The sequence below is a fragment of the Pseudomonas sp. ACN8 genome (assembly GCF_002303925.1).
Taxonomy (GTDB): domain Bacteria; phylum Pseudomonadota; class Gammaproteobacteria; order Pseudomonadales; family Pseudomonadaceae; genus Aquipseudomonas.
In genome coordinates this window covers 1-17755 of record NZ_MRCS01000004.1, presented here as the reverse complement: position 1 = coordinate 17755, position 17755 = coordinate 1, and the positions used below count along the sequence as shown (strand labels likewise).

The 17755-nt window shown below is 60.7% G+C and carries 16 protein-coding genes; 10 read left to right on the top strand and 6 right to left on the bottom strand.

Annotated elements, in window-relative coordinates; genetic code table 11:
- Positions 1 to 156: 156 nt before the first annotated feature.
- Together hslO and BSF44_RS03185 are read right to left on the bottom strand one after the other, a co-directional pair.
- Positions 157 to 1059: an Hsp33 family molecular chaperone HslO gene (hslO, locus tag BSF44_RS03195; protein ID WP_095942248.1), complete on the bottom strand. Its 903-nt coding sequence runs from the start codon at positions 1057 to 1059 to the stop codon at positions 157 to 159.
- A 363-nt stretch (positions 1060 to 1422) separates the two neighbouring features.
- Complete coding sequence (locus BSF44_RS03185) at positions 1423 to 1830, bottom strand: RNA-binding S4 domain-containing protein (RefSeq protein ID WP_095942247.1); 408 nt, start codon at positions 1828 to 1830, stop codon at positions 1423 to 1425.
- A 234-nt stretch (positions 1831 to 2064) separates the two neighbouring features.
- On the opposite strand from BSF44_RS03185, the gene BSF44_RS03180 reads away from it, so the two are divergent.
- A complete protein-coding gene (locus tag BSF44_RS03180; protein ID WP_080925313.1) occupies positions 2065 to 2526 on the top strand; it encodes an ATP-dependent zinc protease in 462 nt (153 codons plus the stop codon).
- A complete protein-coding gene (gene rimK, locus BSF44_RS03175; RefSeq protein ID WP_007972871.1) occupies positions 2523 to 3428 on the top strand; it encodes a 30S ribosomal protein S6--L-glutamate ligase in 906 nt (301 codons plus the stop codon). Before BSF44_RS03180 ends, rimK begins: the two co-directional genes overlap by 4 nt.
- 157 nt (positions 3429 to 3585) lie before the next feature.
- Here rimK and BSF44_RS03170 read toward each other — a convergent pair whose 3' ends face one another.
- Together BSF44_RS03170 and ompR are read right to left on the bottom strand one after the other, a co-directional pair.
- Positions 3586 to 4899 carry an ATP-binding protein gene (locus BSF44_RS03170; RefSeq protein WP_095942246.1) on the bottom strand — a complete coding sequence of 438 codons (1314 nt, stop codon included), beginning with the start codon at positions 4897 to 4899 and terminating at the stop codon, positions 3586 to 3588.
- Between the two features lie 115 nt (positions 4900 to 5014).
- Complete coding sequence (gene ompR, locus BSF44_RS03165) at positions 5015 to 5755, bottom strand: two-component system response regulator OmpR (RefSeq protein ID WP_046040787.1); 741 nt, start codon at positions 5753 to 5755, stop codon at positions 5015 to 5017.
- Positions 5756 to 6116: 361 nt separating this feature from the next.
- Between ompR and BSF44_RS03160 the strand changes: the two genes are divergently transcribed.
- The 7 genes from BSF44_RS03160 to tauD all read left to right on the top strand — a co-directional run bounded on the left by BSF44_RS03160 (position 6117) and on the right by tauD (position 14547).
- Entirely contained in the window at positions 6117 to 8441 is a 2325-nt protein-coding gene (locus tag BSF44_RS03160) for a Tex family protein (protein ID WP_095942245.1), read from the top strand.
- The gene (locus BSF44_RS03155; protein WP_056726920.1) at positions 8441 to 8824 is read left to right on the top strand and encodes a PaaI family thioesterase; all 384 of its coding nucleotides are present in this window, start codon (positions 8441 to 8443) and stop codon (positions 8822 to 8824) included. Before BSF44_RS03160 ends, BSF44_RS03155 begins: the two co-directional genes overlap by 1 nt.
- A gap of 287 nt (positions 8825 to 9111) precedes the next feature.
- The gene (gshA, locus tag BSF44_RS03145; RefSeq protein ID WP_095942243.1) at positions 9112 to 10695 is read left to right on the top strand and encodes a glutamate--cysteine ligase; all 1584 of its coding nucleotides are present in this window, start codon (positions 9112 to 9114) and stop codon (positions 10693 to 10695) included.
- A 247-nt stretch (positions 10696 to 10942) separates the two neighbouring features.
- Positions 10943 to 11920: a taurine ABC transporter substrate-binding protein gene (gene tauA / locus BSF44_RS03140; RefSeq protein WP_095942242.1), complete on the top strand. Its 978-nt coding sequence runs from the start codon at positions 10943 to 10945 to the stop codon at positions 11918 to 11920.
- Positions 11921 to 11935: 15 nt separating this feature from the next.
- Complete coding sequence (gene tauB / locus BSF44_RS03135) at positions 11936 to 12730, top strand: taurine ABC transporter ATP-binding subunit (RefSeq protein WP_095942241.1); 795 nt, start codon at positions 11936 to 11938, stop codon at positions 12728 to 12730.
- Complete coding sequence (tauC, locus tag BSF44_RS03130; protein WP_095942240.1) at positions 12727 to 13560, top strand: taurine ABC transporter permease TauC; 834 nt, start codon at positions 12727 to 12729, stop codon at positions 13558 to 13560. Before tauB ends, tauC begins: the two co-directional genes overlap by 4 nt.
- Positions 13561 to 13704: 144 nt before the next feature.
- Positions 13705 to 14547: a taurine dioxygenase gene (gene tauD / locus BSF44_RS03125; RefSeq protein WP_095942239.1), complete on the top strand. Its 843-nt coding sequence runs from the start codon at positions 13705 to 13707 to the stop codon at positions 14545 to 14547.
- 129 nt (positions 14548 to 14676) lie between these two features.
- On the opposite strand, the gene mgrA is transcribed toward tauD, so the two are convergent.
- Together mgrA and BSF44_RS03115 are read right to left on the bottom strand one after the other, a co-directional pair.
- Positions 14677 to 15714 (bottom strand): L-glyceraldehyde 3-phosphate reductase, encoded by a 1038-nt coding sequence (mgrA, locus tag BSF44_RS03120; RefSeq protein WP_095942238.1) that lies wholly within the window; start codon positions 15712 to 15714, stop codon positions 14677 to 14679.
- Positions 15715 to 15848: 134 nt separating this feature from the next.
- Positions 15849 to 16739, bottom strand: a complete 891-nt coding sequence (locus BSF44_RS03115; RefSeq protein ID WP_095942237.1) for a LysR family transcriptional regulator — start codon at positions 16737 to 16739, stop codon at positions 15849 to 15851.
- Between the two features lie 120 nt (positions 16740 to 16859).
- Here BSF44_RS03115 and BSF44_RS03110 point away from each other — a divergent pair, with 120 nt between their 5' ends.
- A complete protein-coding gene (locus BSF44_RS03110) occupies positions 16860 to 17600 on the top strand; it encodes an SDR family oxidoreductase (protein ID WP_095942236.1) in 741 nt (246 codons plus the stop codon).
- The last annotated feature ends 155 nt before the right edge of the window (positions 17601 to 17755 follow it).

Genomic DNA, 17755 nt, shown 5'->3' with positions numbered 1-17755 from the left:
GAGTGCTCCAAACGTTTTTGTAGTAGAAAGTCGTGCACTACTACCGCGAAAAAAGTGGGCCGGATTATGCCAGAAAAGCCCAAAAAGAGTAGGCCCCTCCTGTCGTAACGGCGTTAATCCGGCGCAAGGCAGTGAATTTACCTGCGCTGAACCGTTTTAGTGACGGGTATCTGACGGCGTCTCGATACCCGCGCCGGCGAACAATTGAGTGACATCGGCCGCGTCAAACAGGTAGCGCTGGTTGCAGAACTGGCAATCGATTTCGATGTTGCCACCGTGTTCGACCACCAATTGCTGCGCGTCTTCCATACCCAGACTGACCAGCGCATTGGCCGAACGTTCGCGCGAGCAGCTGCAACGGAAGCGCAGTTTCTGCACATCGAACAGACGCACCTGCTCGTCGTGGTACAGGCGATGCAGCACGGTTTCATTGTCCAGGCTCAACAGCTCGTCGGCAGTCAGCGTACCGCCCAGGGTGGTGATGTGCTGCCAGCTGGCGGCGCGTTCGTCTTCGTCTTTCAAACGGTCGGCCGGCAGTTGCTGCAGCAACAGGCCACGGGCACGACGACCATCGGCGCAGAGCTTGATGCGGGTGCCAATCTGCTGGGACATGACGAAGTAGTTGGTGAAGCAGTCGGACAACGTTTCGCCATCCAGGTCGACGACGCCCTGGTAGCGTTGGCCCCGTTTCGGGTCGACGGTCAATGTCAGCGAGCCGTCCGGCATCAGGTCAGCCAGGGTAGCGTCGGGGGCAATGCGGTCGGCCTCGTAACGGGCCAGGCCACGGATGTCGCGCTCGCTGGAGCATTCGATCATCAGCAACGGGATAGGGCCTTCGGAGCGTGCCTGCAGAATCAGCAGGCCATCGAATTTCAACGTGCCGACCAGCAACGATGCGGCCGCCATCAGCTCGCCGAGCAGTTGCGCGACCGGCTGCGGGTAGGCGTGTTTGGCCAGGACTTCGGCGTAGCTGAGCTCCAACGAGACCAGCTCGCCACGGGTGTCGCTGTCATCGAAGATGAAGCGTTGGGTGAAGTCGTTATCCGCGTGATCGGTCATAGGTCTGGGTATCTGAAGTAGTGAAAATGGTTACAGGAAACAAGAAATTGACCTTGCGCCACCCCTCGGGTGCGCAACGTTCAGCCATGAAAGGCATTTTATGAACAATCCGGGCCTGATCCAAGCAAGGTGGAACAGGCGCTGATGGGTTCCGGGTCGTTTCCCGCTCTGCACTGCTGGCAATGTGGTTATGGCCTACAGGTCAGAGACTGTGTGTGATTTTCGACGAGCGGCAATATCGTCCATGCGATGCACTGCTGGCCAGGCACAGATATGGATGCGCAGCGGGTCAATTGCAAGTCTTGGCCTGAAGGCACGGTGAAACCTGGCGAGTGCGCGGCACTCGCCCGAGAAATATCTGTATCAGTCGTCGTTACTGCTGCCACGAAACTTGAACAGATCCCGCCGCTGTTTTTTGCTCGGCTTACCGTCGGTGCTCACGCCCAGGGCTCCGGCCTTTCTTTGCGCCGCGGCCTCTTCGCGCTTGGCGATGCTGGCCAGGGTTTCGGCATACAAGGTTTGCGCCTGCGGTGCGCCACGACGAACGATCGACAGTGCCATGACTACCACCGTACGCTCCTCGAAACCGGTGCGAATCACAAATTCGTCGCCAATACGCGGCTCTTTACCCGGCTTGCAGCGTTCGCCCCGGCAATGCACCTTGCCGCTTTCAATCGCCGCCTTGGCCAGGGCACGGGTTTTGTAGAATCGTGCAGCCCACAACCATTTATCGAGGCGGACTTTGTCGTCCTCTTCGTTTTTTTGTGCCATGGAATTTCCTCATTCTGAAATATTGGTGAACTGTACTACCGTTTCTGACGTACCAAGAATTTCACCGGCTCGGATTACAATGCTGACATTCCATAACCTCCTGGCGAGGCTGGAAATCCGGGCCGTAGATATCTGTCGCCTTTTAATCATTATTCTGCGTGAATACCGCGAATCCGGCCGCATGCGGCCCGAGCGGTTTCTACCGGTTGAGCACTATTGAAGACATTTGACCATTTGACCGTTGTCGGTCTGCGCGAGTGGGTGGCGCTCCCGGATTTGGGAGTCGCCGGCCTTCGGGCAAAAATCGACACCGGTGCCAGCACCTCAAGCCTCCACGCCACCGAAATCGAGCCGTTCGAGCGCGATGGTGAGCAGTGGGTGCGCTTTACCGCCCACCTGGGTTCCGTCGTACAACTGCGCCACCGACGCTGCGAAGCTCCGTTGGTGACGATGAAAACCATTAAAAGCTCAAACGGTCACGCGCAGGTGCGATACGTGATCAGCACTACCCTGGCCCTTGGTGATCGGGTCTGGCGGGTCGAGTTCACGCTCGCCTGCCGCAAGTCCATGCGTTATCGCCTGTTGCTCGGTTCCAAAGCCCTGATCCACGGCCAGTTGGTGGTCAATCCGGGCATCAAGTATGTACAAGACAAGCCGGTGTTCCCGGTATCTACCTCCTCCACAGGTGTTGCATGAAGATCGCTGTGCTGTCGCGGAATCCGCGTCTGTATTCCACCCGTCGTCTGGTCGAAGCCGGTACCGAGCGTGGCCATGAAATGGTGGTGGTCGACACCTTGCGCGCCTACATGAACATCGCCAGCCACAAGCCGCAGATCCACTACCGCGGCAAACCGCTGGAGGGTTTCGATGCGGTGATCCCACGGATCGGTGCATCCGTGACCTTTTATGGCTGCGCCGTGCTGCGTCAGTTCGAAATGATGGGGGTGTTCCCGCTTAACGAATCGGTGGCCATTGCCCGTTCGCGGGACAAGCTGCGCTCGCTGCAATTGCTGTCCCGGCGCGGGATCGGCTTGCCGGTTACCGGGTTTGCCCACTCCCCCGATGACATTCCCGACCTGATCGAAATGGTCAACGGCGCGCCGTTGGTGATCAAGGTGCTGGAAGGCACCCAGGGCATCGGCGTGGTGCTGTGCGAAACCGCGACGGCGGCAGAGTCGGTAATCGAGGCGTTCATGGGCCTCAAGCAGAACATCATGGTTCAGGAGTACATCAAGGAAGCCGGTGGTGCGGACATTCGCTGCTTCGTCGTCGGCGACAAGGTGATTGCAGCGATGAAGCGCCAGGCCAAGCCCGGCGAATTCCGCTCAAACCTGCATCGAGGTGGCAGCGCGAGCCTGATCAAGATCACACCGGAAGAGCGCATGACGGCGTTGCGTGCGGCGAAGGTCATGGGATTGGCGGTGGCGGGTGTGGATATCCTGCGTTCCAATCACGGGCCGTTGGTGATGGAAGTGAATTCGTCACCGGGGCTTGAGGGGATTGAGACCACCACCGGGAAGAATGTGGCAGGGATCATCATCGAGCATCTGGAGAAGAATGGCGGGCCGAATATGACGCGGACCAAAGGGAAGGGTTAAGCCTCAAGCTTTGTGGCGGCAGGGGATGCCGCCATCGCGAGCAGGCTCGCTCCCACAGTGGATCGTTGGCGGATGCAAATTTAGCATCCAACGCCAACCAGTGTGGGAGCGAGCCTGCTCGCGAAGAGGCCCTTTGCCTCACCGAAGAACTACGGCCTTAAACAGCATCCCGCGGCAGCATCAACCCCAACGGCAACCGCACCCGCGCTTCCAGCCCTCCGCCCGAGCGGTTACGCAGCTCAACGTTGCCGCCATGCATCGAAGCAATCCGCTTCACGATTGCCAATCCCAACCCGGTTCCCTTGCCACCCCGGGCACGATCACCCCGGGTGAACGGGTTGAAAATCGCCTCCAGCTCCGAAGGATCGATCCCGGCGCCACGGTCCATGACGCTCAGCACCACATACGGCGCGCTGGTGTCCCCGGATACATACGCTGCTACCTCCACACCGCTACCGGCATGATGCAACGCATTGCCGATCAGGTTGTTCAGCAGTCGCTTCATCGACACACGACGCAATGGGAACGGCTGGATGGGTTCCAGACGCAATCGCACTTTTTCTTCGGTCTGGTTATACGGTGCAGCAACTTCACGGACCAGGTCGCTCAGGTCAACCTCTTCCACCGACTCGTCGCGCCCGTCACGAATGAACGCCAGGAACTGATCGAGAATCGCGTCCATGTCTTCAATGTCACGCACCATGTCATCGGTCAGGTCGGTGTGATCGCCCATCAGTTCCAGGGACAGGCGCAAACGGGTCAGCGGCGTGCGCAAGTCGTGGGAAACCCCCGCCAGCATCAGTTCACGCTCGCGACCGGCCTGCTCGACGTCTTCGGCCATCTGGTTGAAGGCGCGGTAAACCTCAGTCATCTCACTCGGCGTATCGCTGATTGGCAGGCGCACGCTGCGGCCCTGGCCGAGTTGCCGCGCGGCATACACCAGACGCTTCAAAGGTTGATTGAGCTGGCTGACGAAGATCCAGGCCGAAGCGGTGGACAGCAGGCCAATTGCGAGGAACCAGCCCAGCACGTTCCAGATTTTCTGGCCGCGCAACGGATGGGGATAAAGCGGTACTTTCAACCATCCATCGCCCAGGCTTGGCGCCCGGACCCACAGCGCCGGTGGCGAATGCATGCGCAGCCGCACTTCAGTATCGGCACCCAGTTCCGCCTGCATCTGCCGCTGATAGATCTCGCTGTAAGGCCAGTGCTGTTCACCTTCCGGCACGCCGGCACCCACCACCCGGATCAGGGTCGCGGCCTCGGCGATCTTGCCGCGGTTTTCTTCATCGGCAGCCCAATAGGCACGCAGCGTCAGGGCGACACCGTGGCTGTACTGGCGGTCCACCAGCACGTCTTCGTTCATCAGCAGATAAACCAGGGTCAGTGCCTTGGAGAAGAGTACGACGATGAGCACCAGCCAAAGGGTGCGGGAGAAGAAGCTCTGGGGGAACCAAACGGGGGTTTTCATGGATAACCGTTAAACACTTGCAGGAGCGAGCGATGCTCGCATATTGCGGATCGCGAGTCTGCGGACAGGATCGATTGATCCGTTGTCCGCATGACCCGCTCCTACAAATCGCCAATCACTTGGTGGCGGTACCATCCGGTACAAACACATAACCCACGCCCCAGACAGTCTGGATGTAACGCGGTTTGGACGGATCGGGTTCGATCATCCGGCGCAGACGGGAAATCTGCACATCGATGGAGCGCTCCAGGGCATCCCACTCGCGGCCACGGGCCAGGTTCATCAACTTGTCGCGGGTCAGCGGTTGACGCGCGTTCATTACCAGGGCCTTGAGCACAGCGAATTCACCGGTAGTGAGCATGTGCACTTCTTCGCCGCGCTTGAGCTCGCGGGTGGCCAGGGACAACTCGTAGTCACCGAAGGTCACGCTTTCGTCTTCGCTGCCCGGGGCGCCAGGCACCGGAGCCGACTGGCGACGCAATACCGCCTTGACGCGAGCCATCAGCTCATCGGGGTTGAACGGCTTGGCCAGGTAATCGTCGGCGCCCAGCTCCAGGCCCTTGATACGGCTCAGTTCGTCGCCCTTGGCGGTGAGCATGATGATCGGAATCTGGTTGTTCGCGCTACGCAGGCGGCGGCAGGCAGTCAGGCCGTCTTCGCCGGGCAACATCAGGTCGAGGACGACCAGGTTGAACACTTCGCGCGCCAGCAGGCGATCCATTTGCTCAGTGTTCGGTACGGCGCGGGCGCGGTAGCCCTTGCTGACGAAAAAACGCTCCAGCAGGCTGCTGAGCCCCGGATCGTCGTCAACGATAAGAATTTTTTCGCCTTCAGCAGTTTGTGCAGTGCTGCTCATTGGATGCTCCTTTGATCTCGGCACGCATTATGGCGTAGCTGCCGTTATACGCACCGTGTGCATTGTTAGCAGATTTTTCCTCTAGCGCCAGAAAACCGGCCATTGCACCTGCAACCCGCGATGTCCCCGAATGCCGGAACGCTGGTTATAATGCGCCGCCTTTTGTGTCAGGCAACATCAGACAGGTACTACAGACGGACACCATTTATTTTCATGGCGTCGGCAGTAATTGTTCGATTTCACGGGTCAACGGGATACCTTTTGATCCAGGTAGCGGCGCAGGCCAGGCCGCTCAACCAGACTCGTCAAGGCCCTATCTCTGCGCCTGCGAGCCTGCTTTCACAATTTGTCAGGTGGTTTTATGGACAGCATCAACAGCCGCATCGCCGAGGAACTCGGTGTACGCCCACAACAGGTCGAAGCGGCCGTCGCGCTACTCGATGAAGGCTCTACCGTTCCCTTCATCGCCCGTTACCGGAAAGAAGTGACCGGCAGCCTCGATGACATCCAGTTGCGTCATCTGGAAGAGCGCCTGCGCTATCTGCGAGAACTCGACGAACGGCGTACCAGCATCCTCGCCAGCATCCAGGAGCAGGGCAAGCTGACCCCTGCACTTGAACGCGACATCAAACTCGCCGACACCAAGACCCGTCTCGAAGACTTGTACCTGCCGTACAAGCAGAAGCGCCGCACCAAGGGCCAGATCGCCCTGGAAGCCGGCCTCGGCGAGCTGGCCGACGGCCTGTTCAACGACCCGTCCCTGAGCCCGGAAACCGAAGCCGCACGCTTCATCGATGCGCAAAAAGGCGTGGCCGATGTGAAGGCCGCCCTCGAAGGCGCCAAGTACATCCTGATGGAACGCTTCGCCGAAGACGCAGGCCTCTTGGACAAGCTGCGCAACTACCTCAAACAGGAAGCCACCCTCAGTGCCCGCGTGATCGCCGGCAAGGAAGAAGAAGGCGCCAAGTTCCGCGATTACTTCGAACACGACGAACCGCTCAAAAGCATGCCGTCGCACCGCGCGCTGGCGATTTTCCGTGGCCGTAACGAAGGCATCCTCAGCTCCGCGCTGAAAGTCGGCGACGAACTGCCGGGCACCATGCACCCGTGCGAAGGCATGATCGGCCAGCAATTCGGCATCCAGAACCAGAACCGCGCCGCCGACAAATGGCTGGGCGAAGTGGTGCGCTGGACCTGGAAGGTCAAGCTCTACACCCACCTGGAGACCGATCTGCTGGGCGAGCTGCGCGATGGCGCGGAAACCGAAGCGATCAACGTATTCGCCCACAACCTGCACGACCTGCTGCTGTCGGCCCCGGCCGGCCCGCGCGCCACGCTGGGCCTCGACCCGGGCCTGCGTACCGGTTGCAAAGTCGCCGTGGTCGACTCCACCGGCAAGCTGCTGGATCACGCCACGGTTTACCCGCACGTGCCGCACAACAAATGGGACCAGACCCTCGCCGTGCTCGCCGCCCTGTGCGCCAAGCACTCGGTGGACCTGATCGCCATCGGCAACGGTACTGCCAGCCGCGAGACCGACAAGCTGGCCGCTGAACTGATCAAAAAATACCCGGCCATGAAGATGACCAAGGTCATGGTTTCCGAGGCCGGTGCATCGGTTTACTCGGCATCGGAGCTGGCTTCCAAGGAATTCCCGGACCTCGACGTGTCGATCCGTGGCGCCGTGTCGATTGCCCGTCGCCTGCAAGACCCGCTGGCTGAGCTTGTGAAGATCGATCCGAAATCCATCGGTGTCGGCCAGTACCAGCACGACGTGTCGCAACTGAAACTGGCCCGTGGCCTGGATGCGGTGGTCGAGGACTGCGTGAACGCCGTCGGCGTGGATGTGAACACCGCGTCCGTAGCGCTGCTGGCACGGATCTCCGGCCTCAACGCGACCCTGGCGCAGAACATCGTCAGCCACCGCGACGAGCACGGTGCGTTCAAGACTCGCGCGGCGCTGAAGAAAGTCGCGCGCCTGGGCGAGAAAACCTTCGAACAGGCCGCCGGATTCCTGCGCGTCATGAACGGCGAAAACCCGCTGGACTCGTCGGCCGTTCACCCGGAAGCCTATCCGCTGGTTCAGCGCATCGCCGCCGAAACCGACCGTGACATCCGCTCGCTGATTGGCGATGCCACGTTCCTCAAGCGTCTCGACCCGAAGAAGTACACCGATGAAACCTTCGGCCTGCCGACGGTCACCGATATCCTGCAAGAGCTTGAAAAGCCTGGACGTGACCCGCGTCCCGAGTTCAAGACCGCCGAGTTCCAGGAAGGCGTCGAAGACCTCAAGGACCTGCAGCTGGGCATGATCCTCGAAGGCGTGGTGACCAACGTGACCAACTTCGGTGCCTTCGTCGATATCGGCGTGCATCAGGACGGCTTGGTGCACATCTCCGCGCTTTCGGAGAAATTCATCAAGGATCCTCGCGAAGCGGTGAAGGCCGGTGACGTGGTGAAAGTGAAGGTCATGGAAGTCGACATCCCGCGTAAACGCGTGGGCCTGTCGATGCGCATGAGCGACACACCGGGCGAGAAAATCGACGGCGCTCGTGGTGCGCGTCCGGGGTCGGCGCCGCGCCAGTCCCAGAACACCGCACCACGCAAGGAAACCACCGCAGCGGCTCCGAGCAACAACGCCATGGCTTCGCTTTTCGCCAACGCCAAGCAGTTGAAGAAACGCTGATGGACATTCCCGCCGGGCTGACCGAAAGCGCGTTTTTCAAGCTGCTGGGCTGCCGCTTGCACAGCCTGGAAACCGGGGTGGCGCAAGTCGCCCTGGCGCTGGAGCCCGAACTGCGCAATCGCGGCGGCAAGCTGCACGGCGGGGCCTTGTTCAGCCTGGTGGACATTGCCATGGGGCTGGCCTGCTCCAGTACCCACGGCTTTGACCAGCAGAGCGCAACCATCGAGTGCAAGATCAACTACATCCGCGCCGTCTCAGACGGCGAGGTGATGTGCACGGCGCGGGTGATCCACCCGGGTCGCCGCACATTGGTGGTCGAGGCCGATGTGGTGCAGGGCGACAAACTGGTCGCAAAAGCACAAGGCACGTTCGCTGTCCTGTAGCTACTCGTCATCATTTTGAGTTAATTTCGGCGTTGTGACCGCAGCGTCGGAGTTTCCTGTGGGAGCGAGCCTGCTCGCGAAGGCGATGTGCCAGTCGAGGTCGATGCTGACTGATACTCCCTCTTCGCGAGCAGGCTCGCTCCCACAGGGATTGTGCAATTCCTGACCGATCGGCATGAGGCCTGTGCGGCGCCAAAACCAGGCGAAAACGCCAGTTTTAACTTCACCCTTGTAGACCGTCTTGCCCACCCCCATATTGGGGCGACTGACGCGTGAAGGAATCCAACTTGAGCGAACTTCTCAACCGCCGCCTGGCTCTGCTCGGCGAGCGCGCTAACCTCTCTCTGCTCGAACAGTGCCTTCACGGCATCGAACGTGAATGCCTGCGCGTGACCGATGAAGGTCGCCTGGCGCAAACGCCGCACCCGGAAGAATTGGGTTCCGCGCTGACCAATGAACAGATCACCACCGACTATTCCGAGTCGCTGCTGGAGTTCATCACCCCGGCCCTGCCCGATCCTGCCGATACGTTGGCGAGCCTGGACAGCATTCACCGCTTTGCCTACAGCAAGCTCGGCAACGAGTATCTGTGGAGCCCATCGATGCCGTGCCCGTTGCCGGCCGAGGAAGACATCCCGATCGCCTATTACGGCACGTCCAATATCGGGCAGCTCAAGTACGTGTACCGCAAGGGCCTGGCCCTGCGTTACGGCAAGACCATGCAGTGCATTGCCGGCATCCACTACAACTTTTCCCTGCCGGAAAAACTCTGGCCGTTGCTCAAGCAGGCCGAAGGCTTTGTCGGCACCGACCGCGATTTCCAGTCGTCGTCCTACATCGCGCTGATCCGCAACTTCCGCCGCTACAGCTGGCTGCTGATGTACCTGTTCGGTGCTTCACCGGCACTGGACGCCGGCTTCCTGCGCGGTCGTTCACACCAGTTGGAACAACTGGACCCGCAGACCTTGTACCTGCCGTACGCCACCAGCCTGCGCATGAGCGACCTGGGTTACCAGAGCAACGCCCAGGCCGGCCTGACGCCGTGCTACAACGATCTGAACAGCTACACCGACAGCCTGCGCAAAGCGGTGGCCACGCCGTATGCGCCGTACGTCGAAGTCGGCACCCACCAGGATGGCGAGTGGGTGCAGCTCAACACCAACATCCTGCAGATCGAAAACGAGTACTACTCCAACATCCGCCCGAAACGCGTGACCTACACCGGCGAGCGCCCTATCCAGGCGCTGATGGCCCGTGGCATCCAGTACGTCGAAGTGCGTTGCCTGGACATCAACCCGTTCCTGCCGATGGGCATCGACCTTACCGAGTCGCGCTTCCTCGATGCGTTCCTGCTGTACTGCGCGCTCAATGACAGCCCGCTGCTGACCAACACCAGTTGTGGCAATGCGACCTCGAACTTCCTTAGCGTGGTCAAGGAAGGTCGTCGCCCGGGCCTGCAACTGCAACGGGACGGCCAGCCGGTTGACCTGAAGGAATGGGCCGGCGAGCTGCTGGAAAAAATCGCGCCTCTGGCGGCGATGCTCGACCAGAGCCATGGCGGTGATGCCCACAGCAAGGCGCTGGACACCCAGATGGCCAAGGTCCTGGACCCGTCCCTGACACCGTCGGCCCAGGTATTGGCGGCGATGGCCGAGCACAATGAAAGCTTCGCCCAGTTCTCCCTGCGCCAGAGCCAGGTCCACGCCGAGTTCTTCCGTAGCGAACCGTTGCCGGCTGAGGAACAGGCGAAGTTTGAACAGCGGGCGCGTTCGTCGCTGGCTGAGCAGGCTGAACTGGAGCAGAACGAAGTCGGTGATTTCGATGTGTTTGTCGGGGCGTACCAGGCGAGCATTCTGGCGATCAGCAACTGATCCTCGAAGGTCCTGCGGACCTTATCGCTAGCAGGCTAGCGCCCACAGTGGATTTTCAGTGTCGCACAATTGTGTGAACACCCTTGAACCCTGTGGGAGCCAGCCTGCTGGCGATTGACCGCAAAGCAGTCGCTCTTGGAATATTCCTCTCATAAGCTAATTCGAAAAAGTTATTTATTTTCGAATTCTTAGATCATTTAGTCTCTTTTTCACGCCGACGCTCGGTCGCCTGACAAGGAGCTTTCTGATGAAACTGACTTTCCCTCTTCGCTTGCTGGCGGCCGCTTCCTTGGCAACCGCGAGCTTTTTTGTCCAGGCGGCCGACTTCACCGTCGCCTACCAGACCACCGTCGACCCGGCGAAAGTCGCCCAGGCTGACGGCGCTTACGAAAAGGCCACCAAGGCCGATATCAGCTGGCGAAAATTCGACAACGGTGCCGACATCATCGCCGCCATCGCCTCGGGCGACGTGCAGATCGGCTATCTCGGCTCCAGCCCCCTGACCGCTGCGATCACCCGTAAAGTGCCAGTGGAAACTTTCCTCATCGCCACCCAGATCGGCGCCGCCGAAGCCCTGGTCGCCCGCGACGGTTCCGGGATCAAGACCCCGCAAGACCTGATCGGCAAGAAGATCGCCGTGCCGTTTGTATCCACCGGCCACTACAGCCTGCTCGCCGCGCTGAAACACTGGAACATCGACCCGTCGAAAGTCACCGTTCTCAACCTGGCTCCACCCGCGATCATTGCCGCCTGGAAGCGCGGTGACATCGACGCCACGTACGTATGGGATCCGGCCCTCGGGGTCGCCAAGGAAAATGGCAAGGTACTGATCACCTCCGGCGAGCTGGCCAAGTTCGGCGCACCGACCTTCGACGCCTGGATCGTGCGCAAGGATTTCGCCGAGAAGCACCCGGAGATCGTCACCGCGTTCGCCAAAGTGACCCTCGATGCCTACGCCGATTACCGCAAAGACCCGCAAGCCTGGCTCGCCAACCAGGGCAACGTCGACAAGCTGGTAAAACTGTCGGGTGCCAAGGCCAGCGACATTCCGCTGCTGCTACAAGGCAACGTCTACCCGCTGGCGGCTGACCAAGTGCTCAGCCTCGGCGCGCCGACCACCAAGGCCATCACCGACACCGCGGCGTTCCTCAAGGAACAAGGCAAGGTCGAAGCCGTGCTGCCGGACTACGCGCCGTACGTCAGCGCCAAATTCATCACCCACTGATCGGGAGTCAAAGCGATGGCCTTGCTACAGCTGGAGCGCATCAGCGCACAGTATCCCGGCAGCCCGGAACCGGTGTTGGCGGATATCTCCCTGAACCTGGGGCCCCGGCAATTGCTGGTCGCCCTCGGCCCGTCCGGCAGTGGCAAGACTTCGCTGTTGAACCTGATTGCCGGTTTCGTCGAACCCAGCGCCGGGCGCATCACCCTCGACGGCGTGCCCGTCAAAGGCCCGAGCGCCGAGCGCGGCGTGGTGTTCCAGGACGACGCGCTGCTGCCGTGGCAAGACGTGCTGGCCAACGTCGGGTTCGGCCTTGAGCTGGCCGGTATCGCCCGGGACAAACGCGAAGCTCGCGCCAGGGAAATGCTCGCCCTGGTTGATCTTTCCGGTTTTGAACAGCGCCGCATCTGGCAGCTTTCGGGCGGCCAGAAGCAGCGTGTCGGCCTGGCCCGCGCCCTCGCCGCCAACCCGCGCGTGTTGCTGATGGACGAACCTTTCGGTGCCCTCGACGCCTTCACCCGCGAGCAGATGCAGGAGCTGTTGCTGCAGGTCTGGCAACGCACCGCCAAACCGGTGTTCCTGATTACCCACGACATCGAAGAAGCCGTGTTCCTGGCCACCGACCTGATTCTGTTGGCGCCCAACCCTGGGCAAATCGTTGAGCGCCTGAGCCTCGATTTCGGTCAGCGTTATGCCGCCGGTGAATCGGCTCGCTCGATCAAGTCGGACCCGCGTTTTATCGAAACCCGCGAACACGTACTCGCCAAAGTGTTCTCCCAACGCAGCGCCGCCCAGCGGCAGGAGCGCGCATGAGCAGTTACGAAATTCCCGTCGCAGCGATAACGCCAGGCTCACCCGTGATTCCGGCAAGTCGGCGTTTGAGCATTCGCTGGATCAGTGTGCTGACGCTGGTCGTTCTCGTTGCTATTTGGTGGGCCGTGACGGCGACCGGCTTGATCGAGCCGCTGTTCCTGCCGCCGCCCTCCACCGTGCTGCAAAAAGGCTGGCTGCTGGCGACCTCGGGTTATATGGATTCAACCCTGTGGCAGCACCTGGGCGCGAGTCTGAGCCGTATCGGCCTGGGCCTGGGCTTTGCGATTCTCACCGCCGTACCGGTGGGCATCGCCATCGGTGCCAACCGTATCGCCCGTGGTGTGCTCGACCCGCTGATCGAGTTCTACCGACCGATTCCGCCGCTGGCTTATCTGCCACTGATCGTGATCTGGTGCGGCATCGGTGAATTGTCCAAAGTGCTGCTGATCTACCTGGCGATCTTCGCCCCGATTGCCATCGCCACCGCCACCGGCGTGCGCACGGTCGACCCGGCCAAATTGCGTGCCGCGCAGTCGCTGGGCGCAACGCGTGTGCAGTTGATTCGCCACGTCATTTTGCCGAGTGCCTTACCGGACATTCTGACCGGTGTGCGCATTGGCCTCGGCGTGGGTTGGTCGACACTGGTCGCCGCCGAACTGATCGCGGCCACCAGCGGTTTGGGCTTCATGGTGCAATCGGCCGCGCAGTTTTTGGTCACCGATGTGATGGTGCTGGGGATTCTGGTGATCGCACTGATCGCCTTCGCGATGGAGATGAGTCTGCGCACATTGCAACGCAAGCTGGTGCCATGGCATGGCCAGACCCACTGAATATTGAACACCCCTGTAGGAGCGAGCTTGCTCGCGATGGACTCAAGAGCGCCGCGTTTAGCCAGTAAACACGCGTTATCGTTAACGACCATCGCGAGCAAGCTCGCTCCTACAGTTGGCACCTCCGGATTTAAGAGAACCACCATGAGCCACCTGACCATCGTCCCCCTAAGCTCCGCCCTCGGCGCACAGATCAGCGGCGTCGACATCAGCCAGCCGCTGAACCTTGAACAGCGCGATGCTATCGAACAGGCCCTGCTCAAGCATCAGGTGCTGTTCTTCCGCAACCAGCCGATCACGCCGCAGCAACAGGCGCGATTCGCCGCCAATTTCGGCGACCTGCACATTCATCCGATCTACCCGAATGTGCCGGAGCAACCCGAAGTGCTGATCCTCGACACCGCCGTCACCGACGTGCGCGATAACGCGATCTGGCACACCGACGTCACCTTCCTGCCGACCCCGGCCATGGGCGCGGTGCTCAGTGCCAAGCTGCTGCCGGAGTTTGGCGGCGACACGTTGTGGGCCAGCGGGATTGCGGCGTATGAAGCCCTGTCGACGCCGCTCAAAGCCTTGCTTGAAGGGCTGACCGCCACCCACGATTTCACCCGTTCGTTCCCGCTGGAGCGCTACGGCAACACGCCCGAGGCGCTGGCCCAGTGGGAAGAAGCACGGCGCAAGAATCCACCGTTGTCACACCCGGTGATCCGCACACACCCGGTGAGCGGGCGCCGCTCGCTGTTCGTCAACGAAGGTTTCACCTCGAAGATCAACGAGCTGTCGGAAACCGAAGGCGAGGCGATTCTGAAGTTCCTGTTCGCCCATTCAACGCGGCCGGAGTTCACCATTCGCTGGCGCTGGCAGCAGGACGATATTGCATTCTGGGACAACCGCGTGACCCAGCATTACGCGGTGAACGATTACCGACCGGCGCGGCGGGTGATGCAGCGGGCGACGGTGTTGGGGGATGTGCCGTTTTTTCGCTGAACTCTGATTTTTTTGTTGGCCGATCCGGCCCCTTCGCGAGCAGGCTCGCTCTCACAGGGTATGTGCTTGACGCAGATCCAATGTGGGAGCGAGCCTGCTCGCGATGGGGGCGGAACAGACGCCGGCAAATTACTCAGCCGTCGAAGGCTTCTCCCAAAGATTGATCCCGCCCTCTTGGGCAAACCGGTCAATCTCCGCCAGTTCCTGCGCACTGAAGCTCAGGTTCTTCAGCGCCCCGACGTTCTCGACGATCTGCTCCGGCCGGCTCGCGCCAATCAAGGCCGAAGTGACCCGAGGATCGCGCAGGGTCCAGGCCAGCGCCAGTTGCGCCAGGCTCTGGCCACGACGCCTGGCGATTTCGTTGAGTGCCCGCACCTGGGCAATGTTGGCCTCGGACAAGTGCGACGCCTGCAACGAACCACCGCCCGGACGGTTGACCCGCGCATCCGTCGGCACGCCGTTGAGGTATTTGTCGGTCAGCAAACCTTGGGCCAGTGGCGTGAAGGCAATCACACCGGTGCCGAGTTCGTCAGTGGTATCGAGCAGGTCTTTTTCCACCCAGCGATTGAGCAGGTTGTAGGCCGGCTGGTGAATCAGCAGCGGCACCTTCCATTCTTTGAGCAACGCCGCCATTTCGCGGGTTTTCACCCCGGAATAGGACGAGATGCCGATGTACAGCGCCTTGCCCTGCTGCACTGCGGTGGCGAGTGCGCTGGCGGTTTCTTCCAGCGGGGTGTCCGGGTCAAAACGGTGGGAGTAAAAGATGTCGACGTAGTCCACGCCCAGGCGTTGCAGGCTCTGGTCGAGGCTGGCCAGCACGTACTTGCGCGAACCGCCGCCCTGACCGTATGGACCAGGCCACATGTCCCAACCGGCCTTGCTGGAAATGATCAGCTCGTCGCGGTACTGCTTGAAGTCTTCACGCAGTAAACGGCCGAAGTTGATCTCGGCGCTGCCATACGGCGGGCCGTAGTTGTTGGCCAGGTCGAAATGGTTGATGCCCAGGTCGAACGCCGTGCGCAACAACGCGCGCTGAGTATCGATCGGCGTACTGTCGCCGAAGTTGTGCCACAGGCCCAATGACAACGCCGGCAGCACCAGCCCGCTGCGGCCCACGCGGCGGTAGGGGATGGAGTCGTAGCGGTTTTCGGCAGCGGTGTAGGTCATCGAATCCTCTCTTGTCGGTCTTGAATCTGGTATCGACTGCTTTGCCAGTCGCCCAGCATACGCCCGGACAAACACCAGAAAACCCCTGATTCGACTAATGACTGAAACGTTTCACGTATTTCCCCGCCAACAAGCTACCGTGCCCCCGCAAACACCTCTCCCAACCAGTCCACAAACACCCGGACCCTGGGCGACATGTGTCGGTTGTGCGGGTACAACACCGATACCGGCATTGATGGCGGAGGGGTGTCGACGAGGACTTCCTGCACCAGGCCTTGGGAGATCTGCGTTTCCATTCGGTAGTGCGGGCACTGGATCAGGCCCAGCCCGGCAATCGCCGAGGCAGCGTAGATTTCTGCGCCGAACACCGAGACCGCGCCGTCGATGGCCACTTCCTTGAGTTCACCGTCCACCATGAATTCAAACGGGAACAACTTGGCCGTCGTGCGTGAAACGTAGTTCACCGCACGGTGCCGGCTCAGGTCGGCAAGGCTTTTCGGTTCGCCGTATTGGCGCAAATAGGCGGGGCTGGCGCAGGTGATCTGACGCAGGTTGGCGACACGTTTGCCGATCAGCGTGGAGTCACCCAATGTTCCTGCGCGCAACACGCAATCGATACCTTCGGTGATCAGGTCGACCTGGCGGTCAGCCTCGCTGATGGACAGCTCAATGTCGGGATAACGCGCCATGAATTGCGGCAATGCCGGGATCACGAAGTGCTTGGCCAATGTCCCATGCAAGTCCACCCGCAGCCGCCCCTTAGGCGCCACGCCGCGAAACGCCAACTCCGCCTCTTCCAGCTCTGCCAGCAGTTGCACGCAACGCAGGTAGTACGCCTCGCCATCCAGCGTCGGGCGCACTTTACGCGTGCTGCGCTCCAGCAAACGCGTACCCAGCCAGGCCTCGAACTGATTCAAGGTGTGGGTCAGTGTCGCGCGTGGCAGGTTCAGGTCATCGGCAGCCTGCGTGAAGCTGCTGCGCTCGTAGATCCGCACAAAAACCTTCATCGCTTTGACTTGGTCCACAGCTCACTCCAGGCGCTCGATTGTTGGCGGTTATTGAATAGTCAAGGCAACTCTCGTGCATTTATCGACCTGAGTAAACATGTGAAATTGGCTTCATACCCCGTCAACAGGAACACCAACATGACTCATCAAACTCCGAAAGTTGCCATCGTGACCGGTGCCTCCCGCGGCATCGGCGCGGTCATCGCCAAACAACTGGCCAGCGAAGGTTTCGCCGTTGCCATCAACTACGCCAGCAGCGCCACCGAAGCCTCGAGACTGGTGGTGGAGCTGCGTCAGGCCGGTCACCAAGCCATAGCGATCAAGGCTGACGTGGCCAATGCCGATGACGTGCGCCGGATGTTCGACGAGGTTGAAACCCAGTTCGGCAAGGTCGATGTGCTGGTGAACAACGCCGGCATCCTCAAGGTCCTGCCGCTGGCGCAACACAGCGACGAACTATTCGAGCAGACCTTCAACATCCACGCCCGCGGCACCTTCAATACCCTGCGCGAAGCGGCGACCCGCCTGAACAGCGGTGGCCGGATCATCAACTTCTCCAGCAGCACCGTCGGCATGAACCTGCCGGGCTATGCGGTGTACATCGCCAGCAAAGCGGCGGTGGAATCCCTGACCCAGGTGTTCGCCAAAGAAATGCGCGGGCGCAACATCACCGTCAATGCGGTGGCCCCGGGGCCGGTAGCGACTGAGCTGTTTTTGCACGGCAAGAGTGAGGAGCAGATTCAGAGTTTCGCGAAGATGGCGCCGCTGGAACGCCTGGGTCAGCCAGAAGACATTGCCCGAGTCGTGTCCTTCCTCGCCGGGCCGGATTCGACTTGGGTCAATGGGCAGATTTTGCGGGTCAATGGTGGGTTGGTTTAACTATGCTCAGACAAATACCGCAGTGACCCTATCGCGAGCAGGCTCGCTCCTACAAAGTAGATTTGTGTACACCAGATCATTGTGGGAGCGAGCCTGCTCGCGATAGGGTCACTGCGGTATTTGTCTGAGCATAGTTAAACCAACCCACCATTGAC

Coding starts and splice junctions, on each gene's coding strand:
- tauC (WP_095942240.1), top strand. CDS start 12,727: ATGAGCAGTTACGAAATTCCCGTCGCAGCGATAACGCCAGGCTCACCC.
- BSF44_RS03160 (WP_095942245.1), top strand. CDS start 6,117: ATGGACAGCATCAACAGCCGCATCGCCGAGGAACTCGGTGTACGCCCA.
- tauB (WP_095942241.1), top strand. CDS start 11,936: ATGGCCTTGCTACAGCTGGAGCGCATCAGCGCACAGTATCCCGGCAGC.
- BSF44_RS03155 (WP_056726920.1), top strand. CDS start 8,441: ATGGACATTCCCGCCGGGCTGACCGAAAGCGCGTTTTTCAAGCTGCTG.
- BSF44_RS03170 (WP_095942246.1), bottom strand. CDS start 4,899: ATGAAAACCCCCGTTTGGTTCCCCCAGAGCTTCTTCTCCCGCACCCTT.
- hslO (WP_095942248.1), bottom strand. CDS start 1,059: ATGACCGATCACGCGGATAACGACTTCACCCAACGCTTCATCTTCGAT.
- tauD (WP_095942239.1), top strand. CDS start 13,705: ATGAGCCACCTGACCATCGTCCCCCTAAGCTCCGCCCTCGGCGCACAG.
- BSF44_RS03185 (WP_095942247.1), bottom strand. CDS start 1,830: ATGGCACAAAAAAACGAAGAGGACGACAAAGTCCGCCTCGATAAATGG.
- tauA (WP_095942242.1), top strand. CDS start 10,943: ATGAAACTGACTTTCCCTCTTCGCTTGCTGGCGGCCGCTTCCTTGGCA.
- ompR (WP_046040787.1), bottom strand. CDS start 5,755: ATGAGCAGCACTGCACAAACTGCTGAAGGCGAAAAAATTCTTATCGTT.
- rimK (WP_007972871.1), top strand. CDS start 2,523: ATGAAGATCGCTGTGCTGTCGCGGAATCCGCGTCTGTATTCCACCCGT.
- mgrA (WP_095942238.1), bottom strand. CDS start 15,714: ATGACCTACACCGCTGCCGAAAACCGCTACGACTCCATCCCCTACCGC.
- BSF44_RS03110 (WP_095942236.1), top strand. CDS start 16,860: ATGACTCATCAAACTCCGAAAGTTGCCATCGTGACCGGTGCCTCCCGC.